Origin of the sequence: Actinocatenispora sera (assembly GCF_018324685.1) — a bacterium.
Classification (GTDB): Bacteria; Actinomycetota; Actinomycetes; order Mycobacteriales; family Micromonosporaceae; genus Actinocatenispora; species Actinocatenispora sera.
Map to the genome: position 1 here is coordinate 432,130 of NZ_AP023354.1, position 25,242 is coordinate 457,371.

23 protein-coding genes and 1 pseudogene are annotated in these 25,242 nt (G+C 73.8%); 7 read left to right on the forward strand and 17 right to left on the reverse strand.

What is annotated here, in order from left to right:
• Window positions 1–21: 21 nt before the first annotated feature.
• From Asera_RS33765 to Asera_RS02000, 4 genes are all read right to left on the reverse strand, one after another.
• Window positions 22–408: a cold-shock protein gene (locus Asera_RS33765; RefSeq protein ID WP_030448818.1), complete on the reverse strand. Its 387-nt coding sequence runs from the start codon at window positions 406–408 to the stop codon at window positions 22–24.
• Window positions 409–848: 440 nt separating this feature from the next.
• Window positions 849–2,294, reverse strand: coding sequence for an ATP-dependent sacrificial sulfur transferase LarE (gene larE, locus Asera_RS33485; protein WP_030448819.1), 1,446 nt, complete (start codon window positions 2,292–2,294; stop codon window positions 849–851).
• Window positions 2,295–2,382: 88 nt separating this feature from the next.
• Complete coding sequence (locus Asera_RS01995; RefSeq protein ID WP_157035102.1) at window positions 2,383–3,183, reverse strand: glycerophosphodiester phosphodiesterase; 801 nt, start codon at window positions 3,181–3,183, stop codon at window positions 2,383–2,385.
• Window positions 3,184–3,493: 310 nt separating this feature from the next.
• Window positions 3,494–3,676: a hypothetical protein gene (locus Asera_RS02000; protein WP_030448821.1), complete on the reverse strand. Its 183-nt coding sequence runs from the start codon at window positions 3,674–3,676 to the stop codon at window positions 3,494–3,496.
• 106 nt (window positions 3,677–3,782) lie between these two features.
• Between Asera_RS02000 and Asera_RS02005 the strand changes: the two genes are divergently transcribed.
• Window positions 3,783–6,083: a helicase-associated domain-containing protein gene (locus Asera_RS02005; RefSeq protein ID WP_030448822.1), complete on the forward strand. Its 2,301-nt coding sequence runs from the start codon at window positions 3,783–3,785 to the stop codon at window positions 6,081–6,083.
• A 36-nt stretch (window positions 6,084–6,119) separates the two neighbouring features.
• Here Asera_RS02005 and Asera_RS02010 read toward each other — a convergent pair whose 3' ends face one another.
• A complete protein-coding gene (locus Asera_RS02010) occupies window positions 6,120–6,440 on the reverse strand; it encodes a hypothetical protein (protein WP_030448823.1) in 321 nt (106 codons plus the stop codon).
• A 59-nt stretch (window positions 6,441–6,499) separates the two neighbouring features.
• Here Asera_RS02010 and Asera_RS02015 point away from each other — a divergent pair, with 59 nt between their 5' ends.
• The 3 genes from Asera_RS02015 (at window position 6,500) to Asera_RS02025 (ending at window position 11,977) form a co-directional block, all read left to right on the forward strand.
• Window positions 6,500–8,923 (forward strand): M28 family peptidase, encoded by a 2,424-nt coding sequence (locus tag Asera_RS02015; RefSeq protein ID WP_244843695.1) that lies wholly within the window; start codon window positions 6,500–6,502, stop codon window positions 8,921–8,923.
• A gap of 500 nt (window positions 8,924–9,423) precedes the next feature.
• Window positions 9,424–11,073 (forward strand): DNA repair helicase XPB, encoded by a 1,650-nt coding sequence (locus Asera_RS02020; protein WP_030448825.1) that lies wholly within the window; start codon window positions 9,424–9,426, stop codon window positions 11,071–11,073.
• Between the two features lie 121 nt (window positions 11,074–11,194).
• Complete coding sequence (locus Asera_RS02025; protein WP_051802823.1) at window positions 11,195–11,977, forward strand: hypothetical protein; 783 nt, start codon at window positions 11,195–11,197, stop codon at window positions 11,975–11,977.
• Between the two features lie 138 nt (window positions 11,978–12,115).
• On the opposite strand, the gene Asera_RS02030 is transcribed toward Asera_RS02025, so the two are convergent.
• A complete protein-coding gene (locus tag Asera_RS02030) occupies window positions 12,116–12,670 on the reverse strand; it encodes a hypothetical protein (protein ID WP_030448827.1) in 555 nt (184 codons plus the stop codon).
• A 42-nt stretch (window positions 12,671–12,712) separates the two neighbouring features.
• Window positions 12,713–13,042 carry a DUF4031 domain-containing protein gene (locus tag Asera_RS32890; protein WP_084132540.1) on the reverse strand — a complete coding sequence of 110 codons (330 nt, stop codon included), beginning with the start codon at window positions 13,040–13,042 and terminating at the stop codon, window positions 12,713–12,715.
• A gap of 145 nt (window positions 13,043–13,187) precedes the next feature.
• Here Asera_RS32890 and Asera_RS02040 point away from each other — a divergent pair, with 145 nt between their 5' ends.
• Window positions 13,188–13,727: a GNAT family N-acetyltransferase gene (locus Asera_RS02040; RefSeq protein WP_030448829.1), complete on the forward strand. Its 540-nt coding sequence runs from the start codon at window positions 13,188–13,190 to the stop codon at window positions 13,725–13,727.
• On the opposite strand, the gene Asera_RS02045 is transcribed toward Asera_RS02040, so the two are convergent.
• The 5 genes from Asera_RS02045 to Asera_RS02065 all read right to left on the reverse strand — a co-directional run bounded on the left by Asera_RS02045 (window position 13,711) and on the right by Asera_RS02065 (window position 19,694).
• Window positions 13,711–14,259 carry a P-loop NTPase family protein gene (locus Asera_RS02045; RefSeq protein WP_084132542.1) on the reverse strand — a complete coding sequence of 183 codons (549 nt, stop codon included), beginning with the start codon at window positions 14,257–14,259 and terminating at the stop codon, window positions 13,711–13,713. The two genes, Asera_RS02040 and Asera_RS02045, sit on opposite strands and share 17 nt — an antisense overlap.
• A gap of 79 nt (window positions 14,260–14,338) precedes the next feature.
• Window positions 14,339–15,175: a hypothetical protein gene (locus tag Asera_RS02050; protein WP_157035103.1), complete on the reverse strand. Its 837-nt coding sequence runs from the start codon at window positions 15,173–15,175 to the stop codon at window positions 14,339–14,341.
• A gap of 351 nt (window positions 15,176–15,526) precedes the next feature.
• Window positions 15,527–17,236: a glycerol-3-phosphate dehydrogenase/oxidase gene (locus tag Asera_RS02055; protein ID WP_084132552.1), complete on the reverse strand. Its 1,710-nt coding sequence runs from the start codon at window positions 17,234–17,236 to the stop codon at window positions 15,527–15,529.
• A gap of 319 nt (window positions 17,237–17,555) precedes the next feature.
• The gene (locus tag Asera_RS02060; protein ID WP_030448833.1) at window positions 17,556–18,458 is read right to left on the reverse strand and encodes an RNA polymerase sigma-70 factor; all 903 of its coding nucleotides are present in this window, start codon (window positions 18,456–18,458) and stop codon (window positions 17,556–17,558) included.
• A gap of 81 nt (window positions 18,459–18,539) precedes the next feature.
• The gene (locus tag Asera_RS02065; RefSeq protein ID WP_030448834.1) at window positions 18,540–19,694 is read right to left on the reverse strand and encodes an NAD(P)/FAD-dependent oxidoreductase; all 1,155 of its coding nucleotides are present in this window, start codon (window positions 19,692–19,694) and stop codon (window positions 18,540–18,542) included.
• Window positions 19,695–19,871: 177 nt separating this feature from the next.
• Between Asera_RS02065 and Asera_RS33840 the strand changes: the two are divergent.
• Window positions 19,872–20,153, forward strand: a pseudogene (locus tag Asera_RS33840) (Scr1 family TA system antitoxin-like transcriptional regulator); the annotation flags it as partial.
• A 24-nt stretch (window positions 20,154–20,177) separates the two neighbouring features.
• On the opposite strand, the gene Asera_RS02070 reads toward Asera_RS33840, so the two are convergent.
• A complete protein-coding gene (locus tag Asera_RS02070; RefSeq protein WP_030448836.1) occupies window positions 20,178–20,663 on the reverse strand; it encodes an Lrp/AsnC family transcriptional regulator in 486 nt (161 codons plus the stop codon).
• 93 nt (window positions 20,664–20,756) lie between these two features.
• On the opposite strand from Asera_RS02070, the gene Asera_RS02075 reads away from it, so the two are divergent.
• A complete protein-coding gene (locus tag Asera_RS02075; protein ID WP_244843697.1) occupies window positions 20,757–21,176 on the forward strand; it encodes a rhodanese-like domain-containing protein in 420 nt (139 codons plus the stop codon).
• A gap of 121 nt (window positions 21,177–21,297) precedes the next feature.
• Here Asera_RS02075 and Asera_RS02080 read toward each other — a convergent pair whose 3' ends face one another.
• The 4 genes from Asera_RS02080 to Asera_RS02095 form a co-directional block, all read right to left on the reverse strand.
• Window positions 21,298–22,455: a hypothetical protein gene (locus Asera_RS02080; RefSeq protein WP_157035104.1), complete on the reverse strand. Its 1,158-nt coding sequence runs from the start codon at window positions 22,453–22,455 to the stop codon at window positions 21,298–21,300.
• A 144-nt stretch (window positions 22,456–22,599) separates the two neighbouring features.
• Entirely contained in the window at window positions 22,600–23,727 is a 1,128-nt protein-coding gene (locus Asera_RS02085; protein WP_244843699.1) for a dipeptidase, read from the reverse strand.
• Between the two features lie 69 nt (window positions 23,728–23,796).
• Window positions 23,797–24,774: an N-acetylglucosamine kinase gene (locus Asera_RS02090; RefSeq protein ID WP_030448840.1), complete on the reverse strand. Its 978-nt coding sequence runs from the start codon at window positions 24,772–24,774 to the stop codon at window positions 23,797–23,799.
• Between the two features lie 105 nt (window positions 24,775–24,879).
• Window positions 24,880–25,242: a hypothetical protein gene (locus Asera_RS02095; RefSeq protein ID WP_157035105.1), complete on the reverse strand. Its 363-nt coding sequence runs from the start codon at window positions 25,240–25,242 to the stop codon at window positions 24,880–24,882.

A 25,242-nucleotide genomic window follows, 5' to 3' on the forward strand; every position in this document is an offset into this window, starting at 1 on the left:
CGCGGCGATCACTGCAGCGGTTCAGCCCTCCAGTTCGCGGGCGACGGCGTGCACGAGTTCGGCGATCTTGGCCGAGGACTTGCGGTCGGGGTAGCGGCCGTGTCGCAGGCCCGGCTGGACCTTCGCCTCCAGCACCTTGATCATGTCCTCGATCAGGCCGTGCAGCTCCTCCGGCGGTCGGCGGCGCAGCTCGGACAGCGACGGCGGGGCGTCCAGCAGCCGAAGCGACAGGGCCTGGTTGCCCTTGCGGCCCTCGACGACGCCGAACTCGACCTTCTGCCCGGGCTTCAGCGTGGTCGCGCCAGCCGGCAGCGCGGCCTTGTGCACGAACACGTCACCGCCCTCGTCCTGGGTCAGGAAGCCGAAGCCCTTCTCCGCGTCGTACCACTTGACTCGCCCGGTGGGCACCGCGCACCTCGTATCTCGTCCGCGCAGCACCCCGGCCGCGCGTGGCTGTCCCCGCGGCGGCTGCCGCGCGTGATCTCGCGCACCGCCGCGCCACGGGTGGTCGGCGGCGACACGCGAGCGGGCGGCCGTACCGCGCCGCCCGTACCAAGATTATCCGCCCCTGCCCGCTTCCGGCGACCGAGCTTTTTCGCCCCGCCCATCCCCCGACCGCCCGAGCCGCACCGCCGCACCGCCGCACCGCCGCACCGCCGCACCGCCGCACCGCCGCACCGCCGCACCTGGAGAATCCCGGTGAAGCAGTAAACCCCAGCCCCGTGGGGACAGAAGCGGGGCGAGGTCCAGTTGTTCGAGGGCAAGGCGGAGGAGGGTCCGTGTGCGAACGCACTCGGGCCCGACGACAACGCCGCCATCGGACAACTGGACCCGCCCCGCGACCCTGGCTACCGAAACACCTCGGGGTTGGGGAGCAGTTCGTTCATGGCGCCGGAGCGGAAACCGCGCGGGTCGACGGTCACCGTGTCGAAGTCGGTCAGCTCGGCCAGCAGGTCCGAGCGGTCCCGGACCGCGGCGACCAGGTCTGCGTCGACCTCGACCCGGGCCCCGTCCTCGCCCAGGTCGCGCACCCGGAGGTTCTGTACCGGGATACCGGCACCCACCAGCGCGGCACGCAGGGTGGTCTCGGCGCGCTCCACCCGGCGCAGCTTCGCCGGGCTGATCTGGATCCCGTACGCGATCCGGCTGGACAGGCACGCCGCGGCCGGCTTGTCCCAGGTGGACAGCCCGAGCTCGCGCGAGGCGTACCGGATCTGGGACTTGGTCAGGCCGGCGTCGCGCAGCGGCGTCACCGCACCGCGCTCGAACGCCGCCCGGATGCCGGGCCGGAACCCGGCCACCGCGTCGTCGGCGTTGGTACCGGTGGCCACGTGCTCGATGCCCAGCTCGGCGGCGAGCGGGCCGACCGTGTCGAGCAGCTCCGCCTTGCAGAAGTAGCACCGGTCGCCCGCGTTGGCGCGGTAGCCCTCCCGGCGCATCTCGTGCGTACCGGGGGTCAGGTGGCGCACGCCCAGGCCGGCGGCGAACTCGCGCGCCGCGGCCAGCTCGGCCGCCGGCAGGCTCGGCGAGATCGCGGTCGCCGCGACGACGTTCTCGGTACCGAGCACCCGCACCGCCTCGGCCAGCAGGAACGCCGAGTCGGCGCCGCCGGAGAACGCGACGACCAGGCTGCCCAGCTCGGCCAGCCGGGCCCGCAGGGCGGCGAGCCGGCGTTCCCGCAGGACGTCGTCCAGCACGGCCGGGAAGCCGGTCAGGTCGGGCAGGACGACGTCGGCGCCGGCCGCGGTGAGCTCCTCGGCGGTGCAGCCGCCGGTGGTGACGCCGACCGAGTACACCCCGGCGGCGCGGCCGGCGGCCATGTCGGCGGTGTGGTCGCCGACGTAGACCGTGGCGGACCGCTCGACCAGCGCAGCGCTCTTGCCGTCCGCCCAGGCCGAACCGACCAGCTCGGCCACCTCGAAGCCGGCCGCGTCCAGGTGCCGGCGGGCGCCGTCCGGGTGCTTGGCGGTGATCACCACCGCGCTGCCGTGCTGGGCCCGGACCGCGGCGAGCGAGTCGACCACGCCCGGCAGGATCTGTTGCGCGCCGATGTGCTCGTGGTAGATCTCCCGGTACCGGTCGACCATGGCCGGCACCTGGTCGGCCGGGAACCAGTTGGCCAGCTCGTCGGCCAGCGGCGGGCCGAGCCGCCCGACGACCGTGTCCACGTCGATGTGGGTACCGGTCTCCGCGGCCAGCAGGTGGTACACGGCGCCGATCACCGGTCGGGTGTCCAGCAGCGTCATGTCCAGGTCGAACCCGACGACCAGAGGGGGAAGTTCGGCGGCGCTCATACCACCGAGACTACGCACGTGCGGGTCTGCACCGCTGTTGCCGATGCCACCGTGCCGGCCGATCCCGTACGGTTCGGCCGGCTCCGGCTCAGTTCAGCTGCGGGTTCGCGCCGAAGATGGCGGTGAACCGGTCGGGCCGGTTGGAGATGATGCCGTCGACGCCGGCCGCCACGGCGGCGCGCATGTCGTCCGGTTCGTCCACCGTCCAGACGTTCACCGCCATGCCGAACTGGTGCACCTGCTCGATGTACTGGGCGGTCAGCCCGACCGCGTGCGGGTTGATCTGATCGCAGAAGGTGGCGAACCCGACCAGCTGCTCGGGGCTCGGCGCGCCCAGGAACCCGACCGGTACGCGGGGCAGCACCGCGCGCAGCTCGCGGATGAACTCCTCCTCGAAGCTCTCCACGATGACCTGGCCCGGTGCCGCCAGCCACTGGGCCCGCTGGTCGCGCAGGATGTGCGCGATCTGGCCGGCCATGCCGGGGTAGATGCTGGGCGTCTTCGCCTCGAGCAGCAGCCGCAGGTGGTGCCCGGCGAGGACGTCCATCGCCTCGTCCAGGGTCGGTACCCGCTCGCCGGCGAACCGCGCGTCGAACCAGCCGCCGGCGTCGAGTTGGCGCAGCTCGGCCAGCGTGAACGCGTGCACCGGCGCGTCCGCGCGATCCGGGAACACCCGGGCGACATCGGTGGTACGGGCCGGAGTCGGGTCGTGCATGACGACCAGGTGGCCGTCCAGGGTGCGCCGCACGTCCAGCTCGACGGCGGCGGCGTGGTGCGTCGCGGCCTCGGCGAAGGCCGCGAGGGTGTTCTCCGGCGCGAGCCCGGAGGCGCCCCGGTGTGCGTAGTTGACGACCCGTAGGGCAGGAGGCACCGCGGTATCGGTTGGCATGGTCACTCCTCGCGACACATGGCGTCCTGCGTGAGCGCCGTCGACTGCCGAACTCAGCGCCGGGTACAGGGCCCTTTCTGTGCCGAAGCCTCAGACAGTGGGGGATACGGACAGCGACGACGAGCCGACGGGTCGGTCGACGCCGAGAGAACCCTGGAACCCGGGCACGACAATCCCCGCCACGAACCCGGCGGAGCGGTTCGGACGGGGAGGGAAGGCCCGGTCACCGGGGGCGACGGAACGCGACCCGGTGGACGTTGGCGAGCTGATGCCCGGCACGACGGCACGCATCGCTGCGATGCAGCTGAACTCAGTGGGCGTCGTGCTCGGCGGGCAGGTGGTAGACGATCTGGTCGGTCGGCAGCGGGAAGGTCAGATCCTCGCCGAACGGCGATCCCGCGCCGGCCCGGTCCGAGAACATCTCGCTGATCGGCAGGTGACCCGGCTTGACCGGGCGGCCCTCGACCGCTTCCGGACCCGTGTGCGCCGACATATCTCCTCCTTGGCGCCAGGCAACTTCGGCAAGTCTGACACACGGCAAGGCTGGTCCGCCCGCCGGAGGGACCGCGCCGCGACCGAGGCTCTAACGTTGGCAGACGATGCCCACACGTCTCGTCGATGCGCTGCGCGAGCTGTCCGACGCGCAGCTCGCCGCGCTGCTGGCCGCACGCCCCGATCTGGCCGTGCCGGTACCTGCCGACCTGTCGGCTCTGTCCTCGCGTGCCCAGTCGCGGTTGTCGCTGGCGCGCGCCCTGGAGGGGCTGGACCGGTTCACGCTGGAGATCCTGGACGCGGTCCGGCTGGCCGCCGAGCCGACCGGCGCGGCCACGGTCGGTGACATCGTGGCGTTGGCCACATCGGTACCGGAGGGCCGGGTCCGGGACGCGCTGACCCGCCTGCGCGAGCTTGCGATCGTGTACGGCCCGGACACCGAGCTGCACGTCGGGCACAGCGTGGACGAGCTGTGCACGCCCTATCCGGCCGGGCTGGGCCGGCCGGCGGCCGAACTCGACCCGGAGGTCGCCGCGCTCGCCGCCGACCCGGGCGCGCTGCGTCGCGAGCTGTTGGCCGCCCCGCCGGCCGCCCGGGCGGTCCTGGACCGGCTCGCCGCCGGCCCGCCGGTCGGCACGGTGCGCGAGCCGGACAGCGACGGCCCAGTGCGCTGGCTGCTGGATCACCGCCTGCTCGCGCCGGACCGGATCGACACGGTCCAGCTGCCCCGGGAGCTGGGTCTGGTGCTGCGCCGGGAGGTCGGCCCGCTGGGCGAGCTGCACCCCGACCCGCCGGTGCCGGACGCGCCGGTACGGTCCGCGGCCTCGGTCGACTCGGCCGGTGCCGGCCAGGTGATGGAGGTGCTGCGGCTGACCGCGGCGCTGTGCGATGCCCTCGCCGACCGGCCGGCGCCGGTACTCAAGTCCGGCGGGTTGGGTGTCCGCGACCTGCGCCGGCTGGCGGAGTCGCTGGCCTGCGGCGAGGGCGACTGCGCGCTGCTGCTGGAGGTGGCCGCCGCCGCGGAGCTGATCACCGAGGCGGACGGTGAGGTGCCGGCCTGGCTGCCGACCGCCGGCTACGACGACTGGCGGTCGCTGCCCCCGGCGCAGCGCTGGGTGCGGCTGGCGTGCGCCTGGCTGGAGCTGGCGCGGCAACCGGGCCTGATCGGTACCCGCGACGACAAGGACAAGGCGATCACCCCGCTGTCCGGCGGCGCCGCCCGGCTGTCCGCGCCGGCGCTGCGCCGGGCCGCGCTGGGGGTGCTGACCGAGCTGCCGGCCGGGGCCGCTCCGGCGGTCGACGACGTGGTGGCGCTGCTGTCCTGGCGCTCGCCGCGGCGCGCCGGCCGGGCCGCCGACGCGACCCGCTGGGCGCTCGCCGAGGCCGCCACGCTCGGCGTGACCGGCCGCGGCGCGCTCACCGGGTACGGCCGGGAAGTGCTCGTCGAGGCGCCGGCCGGGGAGCCCGATCCGCTCGGCATCGAGCCCATGCCGGCCGGGCCGGACCCCTCGGTACCGCTGGCGGAGCTGCTGCCGGCGCCGGTGGACACGGTGCTGGTGCAGGCCGACCTGACCGTGGTCGTACCGGGGCCGCCGGAGCCGGCGCTCGCCGCCGAGCTGGCGCTGGTCGCCGACGTCGAGTCCGCCGGCCAGGCCGCGGTGTACCGGGTGACCACGGCGAGCGTGCGCCGGGCGCTGGACGCCGGACTGACCGCCGCCGACCTGCACACGCTGTTCGCCCGCCGGTCCAGCACCCCGGTGCCGCAGGCGCTGACCTACCTGGTGGACGACGTGGCGCGCCGGCACGGCGGGTTGCGCGTCGGCGCCTGCTCGGCGTACCTGCGCAGCGAGGACACCGCGCTGCTGGCTCAGCTGGTCGCCGACCGGCGGCTCGGGCTGCTGGCGTTGCGGCCGGTCGCGCCGACCGTACTGATCAGCCCGTTCCAGGTGCACCGGCTGCTGGAGATGCTGCGCGACACCGGGTACGCGCCGGTCGCCGAGGACGCCGGCGGCGTGGTGCTGGCGCAGCGGCCGGACCAGCCGCGGGCGCTGGCTCGGACCCGGCCGCGGGTGCCGCCGCGCGAGCTGCCGGCCCAGCTGAGCCGCGACCAGCTCGACCAGGTGATCGCCGCGCTGCGCCGGGGCGAACGGGCGGCGCGGGCGGCCAACCGGGCGCCGAATCCGGACGTCCGCTCCACCGCCGACGCGATCACGGTGCTGCGCGAGGCGATCACCACCCGGCAGCGGATCTGGGTCGGGTACGTGGATGCGCACGGGGGCAACGTGTCCCGGCTGGTCCGGCCGGTGTCGATCGGGGCCGGTTACCTGCGCGCGGCCGACGACCGCACCGAAACGCTGCACACGTTCTCGCTGCACCGGATCGTCTCCGCCACCCCCGCCGAGGTCTGACACCGCCCCGCCGGTTGGTGACGGCGGTTCAGGGCCTCAACGGGGCTGGCGGCGGGGGTCGGGGCGGGGCTGGCGGGCGGCGAGGCAGCAGGCGCCGATCACGGAGAGCACCACCAGCAGCCCGAAGGCCACGCCGAACGCCTCGACCGCGGACTGCCGGACGGACGTACCCATGCCGCGCCAGAAGACCAGGAAGCAGATCACGATCAGGACCGCCACGAACACCGCGCCGAGCGGTACGACCCAGCGGGGCGCGGCCCAGACCAGGTCGTCGGCTTCGTCGCGCTGGGCCGTCGTGGCCGGCGCGGCCGGCGCGTAGGCCGCCGGTACCGCCTCGCCCTCTCCCGGAACCGACACGTTGGCAGTATCGTCCGCGCTGGCGGCACGCGGGCCGGGTGGGTCCGACCGGGGCGTGGATGTCCAGCCTGGATCCCTCGATGGAGGCGAATGTGCTGCGTTGGCTGCCCGGCTGGGCCGCGATTCTGCTACTGACCGCCGGTACCGTGGCGCAGCTGGCGACGCCGACACCGGCGCCGGCGGACGCACCGGCCGACCAGTTCAGCGCGACCCGGGCGTACCGGCACGTGCGGGTGCTCGGTTCGCACGTGCACCAGGTCGGCTCGGTGGCGCAGGACACCAACCGGCGCTACATCATCGACCAGCTCGCCACCGACGGGATCGACGCGACCGTGCAACGCGGCGTCGGGGCCAGTACGTCGCTGGGCGCCGGCAGCCAGCTCGCCGAGGTGTCCAACGTGGTGGCGCGCATCCCCGGCCGGCACCCCACGGGACAGGTGATCCTGGTGGCGCACACCGACTCGGTCCGGGTCGGGCCGGGCGGCTCGGACGACGGCGCCGGTACCGCGGCGCTGCTGGAGACCGCGCGGGCGCTGATGCGCGGCGGCCGGCCGGACAACGACGTCGTCCTGGTGTTCACCGACGGCGAGGAGGCCTGCCTGTGCGGTGCCGCCGCGTACGTCGCGGCGCACCGGGACCAGGCCCGCGACTCGGTGGTGCTGAACCTGGAGGCGCGAGGCGGCGGCGGGCCGGTGGTGATGTTCGAGACCTCGCGGAACAACGCCGCGCTGGTGCGGCAGTTCGGGGCGCACGCGCCGTACCCGGTGGGCACCTCGTTCGCGGTGGAGATCTACCGGCGGCTGCCGAACGACACCGACTTCACCCTGTTCCGCGAGGCGGGTTTCGCCGGCCTCAACTCCGCCTACATCGACGACTCCGCGGTGTACCACACGCCGCAGGACACGCCGGCCGCGATGGACCGCGGCAGCCTGCAGCAGCACGGCGCGAACGCGCTGGCGCTGACCCGCGCGTTCGGCTCGGTCGACCTGCGCCGCCAGACCGCGTCCGGCGACGACACGTACTTCCCGGTGCTCGGGCTGCTGGTGCGCTACCCGGGCGCGCTGGTGTGGCCGCTGGCTGCGCTGGCCGCGCTGGCGGTGGCGGCGGCGGTCGCGCTGGCCCGGCGCCGGCGGCTGGTCACGCTGCCCCGGGTGGCCGGCGGGTTCGGTCTGGCGGTACTGCCGATCGCGGTGTCGGCGGTGCTGGCCCAGCTCGGGTGGGCGCTGCTGGGCTGGATCCGGCCCGGGTACGCCGGCATGCTGACCGGCGACCCGTACCACCCGGGCCTGCTCCGGCTCGCCGTGGTACTGCTCGCGGCCTGCGTGCTGGCGCTGTGGTATGTGCTGCTGCGCCGCCGGATCGGCGGCGTCGCGCTGGCGCTGGCCGGGTTGAGCTGGCTGGCGCTGCTCGGGCTGGTGCTGGCCGCGCTCGTCCCGGGCGGCTCCTACCTGGCGGCGCTGCCCGCGCTGTTCGCCGCGGGCGGCCTGCTGGTGGCGCTGCGCTGGCCGGTCGCGGCGCCGGTGGCGTTCCCGCTCGGCGCGGCCCCGGCGGTACTGATCCTGGCGCCGACGGTGGCGCTGCTGTTCCCGGCGCTCGGGCTCGCCACCGGCGCGGCCGGCGCGCTGCTGGTGGTGCTCGCCGGGTTCGCCCTGGTCCCGCTGCTCGCCCTGACCCTGCGCGGCCGTACCGCCGGCCCCGTCGCCGACACGATCGCCTCCCCCGCGCCCACCGCGGACCGGGCCGAGCCGGTAACGGTTCGGCGGGGGTGGCGGCGGCCGGTCCTGTTGCCGGCCGTGTTGCTGGTGTCGACGCTGGTAGCGGGGGTGCTCGGGGTGGCGACCTCCGGCTTCGACGCGCGCCATCCGGAGCCGGCGCACCTGACGTACGCGCTGGACGCCGACACCGGCCGGGCGATCTGGGCCAGCTCCCAGCCGGGCGAGGCGGACCGCGGTGCTGCGCAACGCTGGCTGAGCCACTTCGTCGGTACCGGCACCGAGCAGGTCGGCGACCGCTTCCCGGTCCTGGGCGGCCGCGCCGACGGTCGGATGCGCACCGGGAAGGCGCCGGCGGCGGACGTGCCCGCACCCACGCTCACCGCGCTGTCGGCCGGCCGCCCCGACGCCGACGGGTACGCCACGCTCCGGCTCCGGCTGCGTTCGGCGCGCGGCGCCCCGATCCTCGGCCTGTACCTGCCGCACGGTGCCGCGGTGCGTTCGGTGCGGGTGCAGGGCAAGCCGGTACGCACGACGGCGGACGGCCGGTGGGCGCTCGCGGTGACGTTCTACGCCGCGCCGACCAACGGCATCACGGTGCAGCTGACGCTGAAGGGCTCGGTACGGGCCCGGATCCTGGACGAGAGCGACGGCCTGAGTGGACTGCCCGGGTACCGGCCCCGCCCGGCCGACGTGAGCCCGGCGGCGGCACACGACGCCGACGAGGCGGTGGTGGCACGCACCGTACCGGTGTCGACACGGCCCCGCTGAATGCCGCCGACCAGCCTCTAACCGTCCTCTTGCCGTTTTCAGGAACCTCCAAGGCTCGGGCCAGCTTCACCGCAGGTAGCGGCGGCAGAGTGGCAGTTGTCAGCCAGCCGGCACGACGACCGGCCGGATCGCTGGGGGTAGCGATCCGACACGGTGACGGCGGCGTCCCTGATGGGGATCCAGGGGCGCAGGGCCGGTGCCACCGCAGGGGCGCGAGGATTGCGGTGGCACCGGCGAGCCGGCTGCATGATCCTGGTCGGCCTGGCCACAAGGTCGGCCTGGGGTCGGTGGCCGCCGGTCGGGTTCGACCGTTCCTTCCTCCCAATGGCTGGACTCCAACCGGCGGCGCTGCCGCGGTCCGGGCCGTGCGAACCCATCCGCGCCACCGCCGGGCGATCGGTTCGCCACGCTCCGCCACCGGGGTTGGGCACGCCCCGGCACTGCGCCGTCCGGGCGAGGCACACTAGAGGGTCCGCGTCGTTTTCGCTGGAGGCCGCCCCGTGCCCGAAGGTCCGCTGATCGTGCAGTCCGACAAGACCCTGCTGCTCGAGGTCGAACACCCGGACGCGACCGCATGCCGGATGGCGATCGCGCCGTTCGCCGAGCTGGAGCGGTCGCCGGAGCACATCCACACGTACCGGATCACGCCGCTCGGGCTGTGGAACGCGCGGGCCGCCGGCCACGACGCCGAGGGCGTCATCGACGCGCTGATCAAGTTCTCCCGATACCCCGTGCCGCACGCGCTGCTGGTCGACATCGCCGAGACGATGGACCGGTACGGGCGGCTCCAGCTGCTGAACGACCCGGCGCACGGCCTGGTGCTGCGCGGGCTCGATCGCGCGGTGCTGGTCGAGGTGTCGAAGTCGAAGAAGCTGGCCGGCATGCTCGGCGCGAGCGTCGCCGACGACACCGTGGTGGTGCACCCGTCCGAGCGCGGCCGGCTCAAGCAGGCGCTGCTGAAGCTGGGCTGGCCGGCCGAGGATCTGGCCGGCTACGTCGACGGGGAGAAGCACCAGATCGGGCTGGACAACACCGACTGGCAGCTGCGGGCGTACCAGGTGCAGGCCGCCGACTCGTTCTGGGCCGGCGGTTCCGGTGTGGTGGTGCTGCCGTGCGGCGCCGGCAAGACGATGGTCGGCGTGGCCGCGATGGCGCACGCCCAGGCGACCACACTGATCCTGGTGACGAACACGGTCGCCGGCCGGCAGTGGAAGCGCGAGCTGGTCGCCCGGACCACGCTGACCGAGGACGAGATCGGCGAGTACTCCGGCGAGCGCAAGGAGATCCGGCCGGTCACCATCGCCACCTACCAGGTGCTGACCGCGCGACGGAAGGGCGCGTTCACCCACCTCGACCTGTTCGGCGCCCGCGACTGGGGCCTGATCATCTACGACGAGGTGCACCTGCTGCCGGCGCCGATCTTCCGGTTCACCGCCGACCTGCAGGCCCGCCGCCGGCTCGGGCTGACCGCGACGCTGGTGCGCGAGGACGGCCGGGAGGCCGACGTGTTCTCGCTGATCGGCCCGAAGCGGTACGACGCGCCGTGGAAGGACATCGAGGCGCAGGGCTGGATCGCGCCGGCCGAGTGCGTCGAGGTGCGGGTGACGCCCACCGACGCCGAACGGATGGCGTACGCGACGGCCGAGCCGGACGAGCGCTACCGGTTCGCCGCGACCGTGCACACCAAGGTGCCGGTGGTGGAGGCGCTGGTGGCCCGGCATCCGGGCGAGCAGGTGCTGGTCATCGGGGCCTATCTGGATCAGCTGGGCGAGCTGGCTGCCGACCTCGAAGTGCCGGTGATCGAGGGCAAGACGACCACGCGGGAGCGGGAGCGGCTGTTCGACGCGTTCCGGTCCGGCGAGCTGCGGGTGCTGGCGGTGTCGAAGGTGGCGAACTTCTCCATCGACCTGCCGGAGGCGGCGGTGGCGATCCAGGTGTCCGGCACGTTCGGCTCCCGGCAGGAGGAGGCGCAGCGGCTCGGCCGGGTGCTGCGGCCGAAGGCCGACGGCCGGCAGGCGCACTTCTACACCGTGGTCACCCGGGACACCCTGGACGCCGAGTACGCCGCGCACCGGCAGCGCTTCCTCGCCGAGCAGGGCTACGCGTACACGATCCTGGACGCCGACGACGTGCTCGGCTCGGCGACCTGACCGGCCCGTGCTGGCAAGATCTTTCAACCAACCACCCAAAAGGTGGAAAGTTTCTCTAGCGTAGGGAGGGGGACGACGACGACAATCTCCGACATAGCTCTCTTCTGCGAGAGGAGCGGAGATGTCCGTAGTTCCCGTCATCACCCGGAGATGGGCCCGGGTTGCCGTCGCCGTGGCCGGCGGCGCCGTCCTCGCCCTGGTCTCGTTCGCCGGGCCGGCCTCGGCCGCGGCCAGCGGCACCGTGCACACCGACAGCGGAGCCAGCGTCAACGTGCGCTCCGGCCCGCACACCTCGGACGCCTCGGTCGGCTCGGTCGCCAACGGCGAGACGATCTCCATCGACTGCCAGACCTACGGCGACACCGTCACCGGCAAGTACGGCACGAGCAACGTCTGGGACCACGTACCGGCCAAGGGCGGCTACGTCACCGACACCTACGTCTACACCGGCTCGGACGGCCTCGTCGCGCCGCTCTGCTCCGGTACCCCCACCACCTGCTCGACCTCCGGCCTCGGTGACCCGCGCACCTGCGCGCAGGCGGTCTCCTGGGCGGTCTCGCACGAGACGACGTCGTACGTGGCCGACTACTACAACCGGTGCGACCACGTGGTCGGCCTGGCGTACGGGTTCAGCGCGAGCGGCTCGTACACCGCGTACGACCACTGGCTCGCGGTGCCGTCGCAGTACAAGCACACCGGGGACACGAACGTGCCGCCGGGCGGGCTGGCGTTCTTCTCCGGCGGCGCCGGGCACGTGATGATCTCCATCGGCGACGGCAAGTTCGTCTCCAACGACATCCACGGCAACGGCACCCTGACCGAGACCACCATCTCCGAGATCAAGAGCACCTGGGGCAAGCCGTACCTGGGCTGGACCGAGCCCTGGTTCCAGGCCAACCACTGAGGTGGTGCCGCGTCGCCCCGGCCCTTGCCCCAGCGCCAGGACCGGGGCGACGCAGCTGGCTTCCGGCGCCCCTCAGAGCCGGAAACCTCCGGTGTCACGTCTGTCCGGTACCGATCGGACATCTCCCGTCTCGGTACCTCAAATCGGTGTCGCCTTTCCCAGCAGCTCAACGATCGCGTTGAAGGTTGGTGTCTGTGTCGAGTGACCGCAGTTCACCCGGGTCAGCGTGAGTGACCCCACAGTCAGCCGGTACGAGACACCGTCCGCGCACATGTTCTTCGGCATCCGCAGCCGCGCCTCGTTCGCCAGCTTCGGGTCGGTGACCAGCGCGGTCAGCCGGTCGCGCTGGTCCTCGGTGAGGGTGCCGTGCTTGGTACCGGAGCGCCCCTCGTAGGTCCAGGCCCCGTCCCCGTCGACCGTCAGCACGTCGTTCTTGCCCACGAACCCACCGGTGACCTGGAGGCGGACCGAGCCGGCCGGGGTCGCCGGGCTCGTCGAGGGCCGGCCCGGCGACGGCGTCACGGACGGGGAACCGGACCGTGCCGGCGTCGGTGCCGCGCTCGTGGTCGGCGAACCCGACGGGGTACCGGACCGCCCGCCATCGGCCGCCGTGCCGGAGTCCGTCGGCCCGCAGCCGGCCACGGCGAGCGCCGCGACCGCGACCGCTGCAAGTACCGCTGCCCGTGCGTTCATGACCGTTGGACGCGGCGGACGGCGCGGGCGGTTCCCCACGATTCAGGATTTCTCGGAAGGTGGGCAGACCGGTCCGACCGGCGGCGCCGGTGCGGCGGCGACGCGGAGCGGGCCGCGGTGCTTCGGCCGGCGCAGACCGGCCGCGGTCAGCAGCCGGACCAGCTCGCGGGACGTCACCACCTGAGCGCCGAGCGCCACCGCCAGCCGGTGCGCCGGCACGCTCAGGTCGTAGTGGTCACGCTCGAACGCCCGCCGCGGCACCCCGCACGCCTCGGCGAAGGCGTGCAGCTCGGCCGCCGAGGCGTCGCTCACCAGGTGCGACCAGAGCCGCCCACGACCCGGCCAGCGGGGCAGATCGGTGTAGATGGTCACGCGGAGGTCCTCACGGAAGGGGCGGTGGACGGTCGCCAGCAGGCCCCGGCCCCGTTCAGTGGGCCGTGGGACCGCGTGGCGTCCCCGCCGACCGTACGTCGCCCGCCGGGTACGGTGCACCCGCGGAGACGACCGGGAGGACGAGATGGCGCAGACCCCTGCCGCGCGGTGGGCCGACGCGAACGACATACCGGCGCTGTTGTCGCTGGTCCATGCCGCGTACCGGGCCGGGCCGGAGTCGGCCGGCGGCTGGACGACCGAGGCGCACCTGCTGGACGGGCTGCGGGCCACCGACGAGATGGTGCGCTCGATGATCGAGCACCCGTCCGGCGGCGTGCTCTACTACGCCGATCCGGACGACCCGGCCCGGCCGATCGCCTGCTGCCAGCTGGAATGGCACGACGACAGCGGGTACTTCGGGATGTTCGCGGTGCGGCCGGCCCGGCAGGGCGGCGGCATCGGCAAGGCGGTCCTCGCGGAGGCGGAGCGGCGGGTGACCGAGCACGGTTGCACCCGGATGCGGATGACGGTGCTGTCCGCCCGCACCGACCTGATCGCGTTCTACCAGCGCCGCGGCTACGCCACGACCGGCGAGACGCAGCCCTTCCCGTACGGCGACGAGCGGTTCGGTACGCCGAAGCGCGACGACCTGACGTTCGTGGAACTCGTCAAGCCACTGGGCTGACGAGCCGACCGAACTCGCGCACCTGGCGGCGGGTGCGCAGCCGTACCAGCGGGGTGTCCGGTGCGTACCGGGCGATCGCGGCGAGCAGCCGGCCGCGGTGCCGGCGCCGGTAGCCCCCGATGTAGCGGAGGAACTGCCACTCGATCCGCTCCGGGCAGCCCGGGGCGCGGTCCGGTCGGCCGGTGGCCCGGAAGCGCCAGCGCCGGCGCAGCGCCCTCGCCAGGCACAGCGCCGGCGGCAGATCGGGGAACACGATCAGGTCCGCGCGCGGCAGCCGGATGTCCAGCGAGCTGCCGTAGTTGCCGTCCATCACCCACGCGTCGCCGGCGGCCAGTTCCCGGCAGACCGCGCGCCAGGGCTCGCGGTCCAGCGCCACCCAGCCGGGCGTCCAGAAGTGGCTGTCCAGGTGGATCACCGGCAGCTCGTACCGGGCGCCGAGCGCTCGGGCCAGCGTCGACTTGCCCGAGCCGGCGCAGCCGACCACCAGGATCCGGCGCGGCACCGTACCGCCGGGTTCCGCCTCCGCGTCCATGTCCCTCCCCGCCGAAGACCGGTCCGGGGTAGCAGGGTACGACCTGGCGGGCGTGGCGGCCCGCCCGTGCAGCGAGCGGTCAGTCGTGGCGGCGCTGGAACCGGTCGGTGAGGCGACCGGCGAGCGCCGCGCCGGCCGCCGCGAGCGGGATCGCGGCGAGCGCGGTCGGGATCGGCGACCAGGGCCAGAACTCCCCGTCGAACGGCACCACCAGCAGGTACGCGGCGGCGGCCAGCGCGGGGCCGGCGGTGGCGGCGGCGACCCGGGTGCGGATCGACCGGGTCGACCAGACGATGCCGAGCGCGGCGCCGTAGAGCAGCGCGACGACCAGCCCGCCGAGCCGCTGGCCGCTACCGGCCGCGCCGATGCCGAGGTCCGGATGGTCCAGGATCGGCGGCCGGTCCGGCCGCAACAACCCGGCCAGTACGGCGAAGCTCCAGGCCAACGCGATCCCGGCGGCGAGGCCAACGGCGGTGGCCCGGTACCGCTGGGCGAGGGCGCCGGCGAGCAGCCCGAGTCCGGCGCCGAGCAACACGTGCAGCACGACCCGGCCGGTGGCGACGTCGCCGCCGTAGATGGCGGCCCAGGCGGCGGACGAGGTGGCGAGCGGCACCGCGAGCAGGCTGCCGAGGACGGCGGCGCCGAGCACGAACGCGTCCGAGTCGCGGCGGGCGTGGGTGATCCGGCGCGCGGTGAGCAGGCCGAGCACCACGCTGGCCGCGGACAGCCAGACGAGGGTGCCGAGCTCGATGCTGGACCACTCGCCGTTCGTGGCGTCGAAGCGCAGCAGGCCGCAGCGCTGCGCGACGAAGGTCTGCGCGACGCCGAACACGCCACCGGCGGCGAGTGCGATGAGCGGCGTACCCGGGCGTCTGCCGCCGGCCGAGTGCGCGGCATTGGGTAATGCTGCCGCCATGGCCAACACGCTACGTACCCAGTTGCCGCCCCGATGTCACGAGAACATCACAAATAGATCAAGGCGGACAAGTGTCCAGATACTGGACAGGGATCAGAGCCTTTTGTGCCGGTACGTGGCGCATTTCGGCCACTGCATCGACCATGCGTTCCCAACCGTCCTTCCCGGATCGGTTGGCACGCTCCGTATACATCGTCGCAGCCAACCCCGGCGCCGTCGCCCACCGGGGCACGTGATCCCCGTCCCTTCCTCCGCCGTTGATCAAGGGATCCGGGCGCATCGAGCGAGAACGATGCGACCGAATCCCTTGATCGACTTCAGCGGGCGGGCGGGCGGGCGGCGGGGGTGGGGTCAGAAGAGTGGGGCGGTGATTGCCGGGTCGGCACCGTAGCCCCGGACGTCGGGGGCGCCGAGGCGGGCCGCGTCGGCGGTCCGGTCGTCCGGCTTGCGCTGCGACTCGCGCTCGGCGGCCACCCGGGTCAGGTAGTGCTCGATCTCCCGCTCCCGCGTCACGTCGTCCCACCCCAGCACCGCGCCCATCAGCGCGGCCGCCGCCGGCGCCGTCTCGGTACCGCGGTGCGGGGTTTCGATGGAGATCCGGGTGCGCCGGGTCAGCACGTCGTCGAGGTGCAGCGCACCCTCGGCCAGCGCCGCGTAGTGGATCTCCGCGGCCAGGTACTCCGGTGCGCCCGGCAGCGGCCGGCCCAACTCCGGATCGCCGTCGACCAGCGCGAGGATCTCCAGCGCGAGCGCGCCGTACCGCTCCAGCAGGTGCTCGACCACACCGACGGTGACGCCGTGCCGGGCGGCGATCGCGGCGCGGTGCGCCCAGGCGGCGTGGAACCCGTCCGCGCCGGCCAGCGGTGCCTGGTCGGTGCGCGACGGCGGGGTGCCCGGGAGCCGGCGCGCGGCCACGTCGATCACGTCCCGCGCCATCACCCGGTACGTCGTGTACTTGCCGCCGGCGACCAGCATCAGCCCGAGCATCGGCTCGACCACCGCGTGTTCCCGGGAGAGCTTGGAACTCATCTCCGACTCGCCGGCGAGCAGCGGCCGCAGCCCGGCGTACACGCCCTCGATGTCGGAGTGGTGGATCGGCCGCTCCAGCACCCGGTTGACGTGCTCCAGCAGGTAGTCGATGTCCACCGAGGACGCCGCCGGGTGGGCCCGGTCGAGGTTCCAGTCGGTGTCGGTGGTGCCGATGATCCAGTGACCGCCCCACGGGATGACGAACAGCACCGACTTCTCGGTCCGCAGGATCAGCCCGACGTCACCGGAGATCACGCTGCGCGGCACCAGCAGGTGGATACCCTTGCTTGCCCGGACTCTCAGGCCGGGCGTATTGCCGGAGGCGATCGGGTCGGTAGAGCCGTGGATCATCTCGGAGATGTCGTCGGACCACACGCCGGTAGCCGCGATGACGGTACGGGCCCGCACGTCGAACTCCGCGCGCGACTCCATGTCCCGCACCCGCACGCCGGTGACCTCACGGGCGTCGCGGATGATGCCGACCACCCGGGTCGAGGTGGCGATCGCCGCGCCGTAGCTCGCCGCCGAGCGGGCCAGGGTCAGCACGTACCGGGCGTCGTCGACCTGGCCGTCGAAGTACCGGATGGCGCCGCGCAGGGTGTCCTCGGCGAGGCCGGGGAACAGCCGGTGCGCGCCGCGCCGGGACAGGTGGCGGTGCCAGGGCAGGCCCCGCCCGTACCCGCTGGCGGCGGACATCGCGTCGTACAGCGCGACGCCGGCGCCGTAGTAGGGCCGCTCGTACCACTTGGTCAGCGGGACGAGGAACGGCACCGGGCGCACCAGGTGCGGCGCGAGCCGGGTCAGCAGCAGGCCGCGCTCCCGCAGCGCCTCGTGGACCAGCGGAAACTCCAGCTGTTCCAGGTAGCGCAGGCCGCCGTGGATCAGCTTGCTGGACCGGCTGGACGTGCCGGAAGCGTAGTCGCGGGCCTCGACCAGCGCGACCGACAGCCCGCGGCTCGCCGCGTCCAGCGCGGCGCCGGCACCGGTCACCCCGCCACCGATGATCAGCACATCGAACGTCTCGTCGCGCATCCGCGCGAGGTCGGTGGTGCGTCGGTCGACCGACAGCCGACTCGCCTGGTACCGGGAAACCGCGGGATCACGTCGCACGGGACCACCGTATCCATCCAGGCCAGCCACCAGGACCGGCACCGGTCCGATCTCACACCGCAGGCAGCGAGACCCGCCCGCGGCCAGGGTCCGGCTCACTCGGCGGCAGCTCACCCGGACACCAGGTCACCGCGGCACGCCAGCCGACCACCGAGTCACCGAGGCACGCCAGCCGACACCGGGTCACCGAGGCACGTCGGCCGAACACCGGGTCGCCGAGGCACGTCGGCTGAACACCGGGTCACCCGGCCGGCGGGTCCAGGCGGTAGACGGTGCCGGCGGCGAGGGCGGCCAGCTTGTCGGGGTTGGCGACGTTGTGGATCGCGGCGACCAGGCCCCGCTCGTCGAGATCCAGGGTGAACGCGCCGATCACCCGACCGCCGCCGCGGAACACGATGCCCGGGCCGCCGTTCACCTCCACCAGCTCCAGCGCCATGTCGGCGACCGCAATGCCCTGGTAGGTGCGACCGCCGAGGGCGGCGAACATCGCCGCCACCCGGTCCGCGCCGGTCAGCGGGCGGATCAGCTGCGGCACCCGGCCGCCGCCGTCGGTCCACACCGTCACGTCCGGCGCCAGCAGCTGCAGCAGCGTACCGAGGTCGCCGCCGGTCGCCGCGGCCACGAACCGTTCGGTGACCGCCTGCCGGCTGGCCCGGTCCGGATGGAACCGCGGCCGGCGCTCCCGTACGTTCCGGCGCGCCCGCAGCGCCGCCTGCCGCACCGTGGCCTCGGACCGCTGTACCGCGTCGGCGATCTCGCCGTAGCCGAAGCCGAACGCCTCGCGCAGCACGAACACCGCGCGCTCCAGCGGGCTGAGCGTCTCCAGCACGACCAGCAGCGCCAGCGACACCGACTCCGGGTCGACGGCCTCGTCGGTACTGGTCAGCACCGGCTCCGGCAGCCACGGTCCGACGTAGCTCTCCCGCCGGTGCTGCGCGGACCGCAGCCGGTCCAGCGCGAGGTTGGTGACGATGCGCACCAGGTACGCCTTCGGGTCGGCCACCGCCGACCGGTCCGCGGCGGACCACTTCAGCCAGCTGTCCTGCACCGCGTCCTCGGCGTCGGCGGCGCTGCCGAGGATCCGGTACGCCACCGAGAACAGCAGCCGCCGGTGCGCCTCGAACACCCCCGCGTCACCGTTCATCGGGCGCCCCGTTCGATCGGCGGCCGGCCGCTCGGGCGGTGCCGATCCGCGGGTCGGCACCGCCCGATGCCTCGACCGCGGTCATCGGGTGTACCGGCCGCCGCGGGGCCAGATCGATCCGGTGCCGGGCAGCCGGATCATCCGCCGGTAGGTCGGCCACGGCGCTGCGCTCACCGTCTCTTTGTACCGAACCGCCGCCCGGCCGGTGAGGCTCAACCGCCGCGGCGCACCGTCCGGCCGGGTGAACTGGACGACCGCGTCGCCGCGCCCCAGGCTGATCGTCGTGTGGTAGTAGCCGAACCGGAAGCGGGGCGGTGTGGCGCCGGTCAGCGTGGCGAGGATCGACCGGGCCGCGTGCACGCCGGTCGGCATCCCGCTCTGGCAGCTGCCGTGCAGCATCCCGTACCCCTGCTCGATCGCCGCCGCGTCACCGATCGCGTAGACGTCCGGGTGCGATATCGAGCGCAGCGCCGTGTCGGTGACGATCCGCCCGGCCGCATCGACCGCCAGCCCGGCGACCGCGGCGAGCGGCGCGCCGCGTACCCCGCTGGTCCACAGCACGACGTCGGCCGGCACGGTCTCCCCGCCCGCGAGCGCGACCGCGTCCGGCAGCACCTTCACGATCTCCACCCCGGTACGCACCCCGACGCCGAGCCGCCGCAACGCGCCCTGCAGGTACCCGCGGGCTCGTGCGCCGAGGGCCTCGCCCGGTTCGGTGCGGCCGAGCAGCGTCACCGTCGTACCCGGGTGCTGCTCGGCGAGCTCCGCCGCCGCCTCGATCCCGGTCAGCCCGCTGCCGCAGACCGCCACGCTGCCACCGTGACCCAGCCGGTGCGCGAGCAGTTCGGCCTCGTGCCGCCCGCCCAGTGCGTACGCGTGCTCGTCGGCGCCGGGCACGCCGGTCGTGTCGGCGACCCCGCCCAGCGCGTACACCAGGGTGTCGTAGCCGAGTTCGCGCTCGTCGTCGAGCCGCACCGTCCGGGCGGCCGGATCCAGCCCGGTGACCCAGCCGTACTCCAGGGCCACGCCGGTGCCGGCCAGCAGTTCGGGCAGCCGCAGGTCGGCGAGTTGCTCGCCGGCGGCGACCTGGTGCAGCCGGAGCCGCTCGGTGAACCGGTCGGTCGCGTTGACCAGCGTGACCGACACGTCGGCGCGCCGCCTCGACCGCGCCGCGAGCACCACCGTCGCCGCGAGCCCCGCGTACCCGGCGCCGAGAACCACGATCCTGTGCGTCATTGCGTTCTCCTCGTCTCGTGCGGACACCCACGAGACGAGGTCGGGCAGCGACGCCGTGAAGATCGGTGATCCGGGTCACGATGCCCGCCGGTCCGGGCGAGGCGACGCGCGGAGGGTGGACAGGGCGCTCGCACGCAGGTCAGTTCGGCGCCGGGACCAGCGGTTCGCCCCACCCGCTACGAGGCGGTCGTCGAGGAAGGCGCATTGCGTCGGGCGACAGCTCCGGCTCTGGTGCTGCGCAGGCAACTCGAACATCTGTTGAAGCTGATGGAGATGCCGAACGTGTCGGTGCGAGCGTTGCTCCTGGACCATCCGGTGTCGAACTTCTTCGTGCCGCACTCGTCCTTCTCGATGTACCGGTTCGCCGAGCCGGACGACCCGACCCGGGTCGTGTGGAGACGGTCACCGGCGACGTGGAAATCCATGACAAGGACGAGGTCGCGTGCTGCTCACGGCTGAACGGCCGACGATCTCGACCTGTAGTTACCGGTCTGTGGGGTCGGGTGGGGTGACGGGGCGGCGGGGTAGCGGGGTGGAGTAGACGACGGCGGTGGTGACCGGGCCGAGGCCGGCGATGCGGCCGGTGACCTCCTCCAGGTGCCGCATCGAGGTGGCCGAGACCGTCAGCACGAAGCAGTCCTCGCCGGTGACGTGGTGCGCCTCGACGATCTCCGGAGTGCTCTCCAGCAGCGCGTGGAACGGCCGGTAGTTGCCGTGCGGGTAGCGCAGCCGGACCAGGGCCCGGACGGTGAGCCCGAGCCGTTCCGGATCGACCACCGCGGTGTAGCCGGTGATCACCCCGGCGGCCTCCAGCCGGCGGACCCGTTCGGTCACCGCGCTGGCCGACATGACGACCGCGCGGCCAAGCTCGGCGTAGCTGGCGCGGCCGTCGCGTTGCAGCTCGGCCAGGATGCGCCGGTCGGGATCGTCCAGCACGATCGGCGGTTGCGCCGGGGAATGCATCGACATCAGCCATGAATACCGCGGGGATCCCGGCGAAGCAAGCGATCTCCCGTGGATCGCCTGTTCCGCCTGCCGCCCGCCGCGCCTAGCGTTTCGGGGGTGAACGCACTCGACTTCTTCACCGCCCGGCTGACGTTCCAGACCGACGTCAGCGACGTACGGGACGCGCTGGAGCGCGGTACCGATCGATTCGTCCTGATCGACAGCCGCAGCGACGACTCGTGGGCGCAGGGCCACATTCCGGGCGCCGTACACCTGCCGACCGGCGAGATCGCGGCGCGCGGCGCCGCGGTGGTTCCGGCCGGCAGCAGCGTCGTCACGTACTGCTGGGGGCCGGGCTGCAACGGCGCCACCCGGGCGGCGGCCGAGTTCGCCCGGCTCGGCTACGCGGTGCGCGAGATGCTCGGTGGCATCGAGTACTGGACCCGCGAGGGGTTCCCGGTCGCCACCGCGTCCGGCGAGGTGGTCCGGCCGGCCGATCCGCTCACCGCCCCGGCCGGCATCGCCTGCGCCTGCTGACGCCCAGCCCTGGCCCTGCTGACAGCCAGCGCCCGTCGACGGCCCCGGGACCGCCGCGCACGATCGAGGCCGGCGAGACCGATCGCCGGCGACCGGCACTCGCCCGATCGTGCGGGGAGCCTCAGCGCGGGGCCGGGGAGTTGATCTGGAACGGGCCGAGCACCAGGCGGCGGACGAACGGGCGGCCCCAGTACATCTCGTCGGCGGAGACGTCCAGCGCGAACTGCTGCAGCATGCCGAACCGGCGGCCGGCGATGGTGACCGCGCGGCGTACCTCATAGATCGACGACCACGGGCAGCGGTGGAAGCAGGTCACCTTGCCGGGCAGGAAGACCCGGACGATCGCGCCGTCCGCGAGCGCCTGGTCGATCTCCGCCCGTACCTGCAGGGTCGCCGCCGGGTCCGGGTCGGCCTGCCACATGGCGGTGAGCGCGTGCACCGCGGCCGGATCGGCCTGCCAGGTCGACAGCGTCGCCTCGTCGGTCAGGCACCAGGGGTCGAACCGGTCGCCGCCGGGCAGCCGGGACAGGTCGAACCGGGCGTGCTCGCGCGGCAGCCGCAGGTCGCGCAGCAGCTTCGGGAAGGCGGTGAGCTGCCCGATCTGGTACCAGCCGGACAGCGCCTGGCGCAGGTTGACCACCGCGATCCGGTCGGTGGTCGGCTCCCGTACCGCGCCGGTCAGCGCGCGGGCGTAGTCGGCGGCCGCCCCGGCGATCGCGGCGAACTGGTGCAACCGTTCCATGTCGGCGTCCGCGTACGGCGGGCGCTTCTGCTTGTCCAGCGCGAACACCGAGTACTCGGCGCGCTCGCGCAGCCGCACCTCGGCATCCAGCAGGCCGCGCAGGTGCGGCGGGGTCACCGGCTCGGCCGGCCAGGACGTCTGCTCGGCCGGCAGCGCCAGCTCCTCCCGGATGTCGTAGCTGCTGCTCGACCTGGCCTGGCGGGCGCGGCTCAGCCAGGGCTGGACCTGGCCGAGCCAGCGCCACGCGAGGTCGAACGTGGCCGGCGGGACGAACCCGGAGTCGATGTCGTCGGCGTCCAGCAGGGTCTCGCCGAGCGTCTGCAACGCGTACGCGTTCCAGGTGGCGAGCGCGTGCGAGCAGCTGCCCGAGGTGCCGCGCCAGCCAGTCGCGCCGTCCGGGTCGGCGTCGACGTGGGTCAGCTCCTCGTACACCGCGGTGCCGGCATCGCGCAGCGCCGCCAGGGTGGCCGCGTTCCGTTCGCCCTGCAACGCGGCCCGCATCCGGGTGAACACACCGGGGTCACGACGTTCCGCCATGCTTGCAGCATCACTCATGCCGGCCACTCCGCGGCCCCCGGACACGCGTGCCGATCCTCATACCAGCCCCGGCCACGCTCCCGTTGCCCACGGTGCCTGGTCGATCGAGGGTCTACGCGCGTGCCGCGACACGCTCCGCCGTGATCAACGCGGCTCGGCGGCGGTGAGCGCCTCGCGGACCACGCGGAGGGCGTTTCGGCTGGTCAGGCCGGCAAGCTCGGACTCGGACCAGCCGCGGTCGGCGAGCTCGGCGAGCAGTGCCGGGTAGCCGGACACGTCCGGCAGCCCGTCCGGGGTGGCCACGATGCCGTCGAAGTCGCCGCCCAGCCCGACCGCCCGTACCCCGGCGACCTCGCGGACGTGCTCGACGTGGTCGGCGACGTCGGCGACGGTGCAGGGCGGGCGCGGGTTCGCGTCCAGCCACGGCTTGATGTCCGCCCGGTCGGCCGCGCCGACACCGGGGTCGGTGGCGCCGAGCCGGGCCTCCTCCGCGGTCATCGCGTCCATCCAGGCGTGGCACTCCTCCGTCAGGAACCCCGGTACGAACGTCACCATCACCACGCCGTCGGTGGCGCCGACCCGGGCCAGGACGTCGTCCGGCACGTTGCGCGGGTGTGAGCAGAGCGCGCGGGCGCTGGAGTGCGAGAAGAACGCCGGTGTGGTGGAGACGTCGAGCGCGGCGTGCATGGTCTGCGCCGACACGTGCGACAGGTCGACCAGCATGCCGAGCCGGTTCATCTCGCGGACCACGTCGCGGCCGAAGTCGGTGAGCCCGCCGTGTACCGGTTCGTCGGTGGCGGAGTCGGCCCAGTCGGTGTTGTCGTTGTGCGTCAGCGTCAGGTAGCGCACGCCGAGCCGGTGGAGCATCCGCAGGGTGCCGAGCGAGTTGCCGATCTGGTGCCCGCCCTCGGCGCCGAGCAGCGACGCGACCTGGCCGGCCGCCATCGCCCGCTCGACCTCGTCGGCGGTGGTGGCGAAGGCGAGATCCGCCGGATAGCGCCGAACCATCGCGTACGCGGCGTCGATCTGCTCCAGCGTCGTGGTCACCGGATGCGGCTCGCTGCACGGGACCCAGACCGACCAGAACTGGCCGCCGACACCGCCCTTGCGCAGCCGCGGCAGGTCGGTGTGCAGCCCGGCGTCGCTCTGGTCGACCGCGAGATCGGTGTGCGCGAAGTCGTACCCGCACCGCCCCCGCAGCGTCCACAGCAGGTCGTTGTGCCCGTCCAGTACCGGCGCCGCCGTGAGCACCCGGTCGCTCGTCTCCGTCACCGTGCTTGCTCCCATCCTGCGTTGATCATGGTGCAGTGTGCCGTGACATCGCTTCCCGAACCGCCACGATCAACTTTGCCGGACGGCGGTGGTGTCGAGAGCCGCGCGCAGCCGCGCCGGGAGGTCCGGCGGTATCGGGAAGTCGGCGGCGCGGAGGGCGGCGAGCAGCGCGCCGGCCACCGGGTCCGGCGCGACCACCGGCTCGACCCCGAACCGTACCGTCACGTCGGTGCGGACCCGCTGCGCGACCAGGCCCGGCGTGGTCAGCAGCGACCCGGCCAGGACCAGGCAGCGCGGCCGGTCGGCGACCACCGAGGCGGTGCGCACCAGCGCGGTACAGCCGGCGGTGACGATCCGCTCCGCCACCGGATCGCCCTCCACCGCGGCGGCCACCACGGTGGGTGCCAGCTCGCCGAGCCGGGCCGGCGGTACCCGGAAGGCCGCCGCGACGAGGTCCTGTCGCGGGTCGCCGGTCGGCGAGGCCGGCGCCAGGCGCGCCACCATCGCCGCGGCCAGCGCGGTCTCCGGGCCCCGGCCGTCGAGCGCCGCGACCGCCGCGCGCAACCCCTCGATGCCCAGCCACACCGCGGAACCCTCGTCGCCGAGCAGCCAGCCCAGCCCGTCGCAGCGCTTCGTCAGCCGGTAGCCGGTGAACGCCGCCGACACCGCACCGGTACCGGCGAGCAGCAGCACCCCGTCGCCGCCGGTGGCGCCGGCCGCGTACGCGATGTCCAGGTCGGTGCCGATGCGCGGGCTGCCGGTCAGGCCGGCCAGCTGCCACGCGGTGTCGGCGACCCGGCGCGCCTTCTGGGGTACCGCGGCCGAGCCGGCCATGCCGATCATCCCGGCGGCCACCCGCGCCGGGTCGTGGTCGCCGAGCGCCTCGCGCAGCGCGGCCCCGATGTTGCCCGCCGGGTCACCGTCGGACGAGTTGACGTTGCCGCCGGCGGCCCGGCCCCGGCCGAGCACCCGGCCGGAGGCGTCGATCAGCGCCGCCTTGGCGCTGGTACCGCCGACGTCGGCGCCCAGCACCAGCGGTTCGGACATGCCGCCTCCCCAGGGTCGTGTAGCGCGGGCCGCACCCGGACCATCTTGGTACCCGGCCGGCACCGCCCCGACGCCGGTACCGCACCACACCGGCGCCCGCCGCGCTCAGTCGCGCTCACCCAGGCAGAGCGTCACCGCAGCCTCGTCCTCGATCCCGGCCCAGGTGATCGGCACCACGTCGTGCACGTGGTACATCGCCGGGCAGTGCTCCAGCCGCACCGGGTTCACCCGCTTCAGGACCACGTAGTTCGTCGACCACGGCACCCCGAACGAGCAGGGCTGCCGGTACCAGCGATCAGGCGCGTCGGCCGAACTGCCCCGATCCACCCAGACGCACTCACCGACCTTCGCATCGCGCGCGTTGGTCAGGTAGAAGTGCCAGCCGAGCAGGCCCGCCACGACCAGCACCGCGACGATCTTCCCTGCGAGCGACGCCGCCCCGCGCAGCGTCGAGATGCGCCCACCCAC

Excerpts from the sequence above, each read along its gene's own strand:
- larE (WP_030448819.1), bottom strand. The coding sequence starts at position 2,294 with ATGAGCGCCGCCGAACTTCCCCCTCTGGTCGTCGGGTTCGACCTGGAC.
- Asera_RS01995 (WP_157035102.1), bottom strand. The coding sequence starts at position 3,183 with ATGCCAACCGATACCGCGGTGCCTCCTGCCCTACGGGTCGTCAACTAC.
- Asera_RS02000 (WP_030448821.1), bottom strand. The coding sequence starts at position 3,676 with ATGTCGGCGCACACGGGTCCGGAAGCGGTCGAGGGCCGCCCGGTCAAG.
- Asera_RS02005 (WP_030448822.1), top strand. The coding sequence starts at position 3,783 with ATGCCCACACGTCTCGTCGATGCGCTGCGCGAGCTGTCCGACGCGCAG.
- Asera_RS02015 (WP_244843695.1), top strand. The coding sequence starts at position 6,500 with ATGTCCAGCCTGGATCCCTCGATGGAGGCGAATGTGCTGCGTTGGCTG.
- Asera_RS02025 (WP_051802823.1), top strand. The coding sequence starts at position 11,195 with ATGTCCGTAGTTCCCGTCATCACCCGGAGATGGGCCCGGGTTGCCGTC.
- Asera_RS02030 (WP_030448827.1), bottom strand. The coding sequence starts at position 12,670 with ATGAACGCACGGGCAGCGGTACTTGCAGCGGTCGCGGTCGCGGCGCTC.
- Asera_RS02040 (WP_030448829.1), top strand. The coding sequence starts at position 13,188 with ATGGCGCAGACCCCTGCCGCGCGGTGGGCCGACGCGAACGACATACCG.
- Asera_RS02045 (WP_084132542.1), bottom strand. The coding sequence starts at position 14,259 with ATGGACGCGGAGGCGGAACCCGGCGGTACGGTGCCGCGCCGGATCCTG.
- Asera_RS02050 (WP_157035103.1), bottom strand. The coding sequence starts at position 15,175 with ATGGCGGCAGCATTACCCAATGCCGCGCACTCGGCCGGCGGCAGACGC.
- Asera_RS02055 (WP_084132552.1), bottom strand. The coding sequence starts at position 17,236 with ATGCGCGACGAGACGTTCGATGTGCTGATCATCGGTGGCGGGGTGACC.
- Asera_RS02060 (WP_030448833.1), bottom strand. The coding sequence starts at position 18,458 with ATGAACGGTGACGCGGGGGTGTTCGAGGCGCACCGGCGGCTGCTGTTC.
- Asera_RS02065 (WP_030448834.1), bottom strand. The coding sequence starts at position 19,694 with ATGACGCACAGGATCGTGGTTCTCGGCGCCGGGTACGCGGGGCTCGCG.
- Asera_RS02070 (WP_030448836.1), bottom strand. The coding sequence starts at position 20,663 with ATGTCGATGCATTCCCCGGCGCAACCGCCGATCGTGCTGGACGATCCC.
- Asera_RS02080 (WP_157035104.1), bottom strand. The coding sequence starts at position 22,455 with ATGGCGGAACGTCGTGACCCCGGTGTGTTCACCCGGATGCGGGCCGCG.
- Asera_RS02090 (WP_030448840.1), bottom strand. The coding sequence starts at position 24,774 with ATGTCCGAACCGCTGGTGCTGGGCGCCGACGTCGGCGGTACCAGCGCC.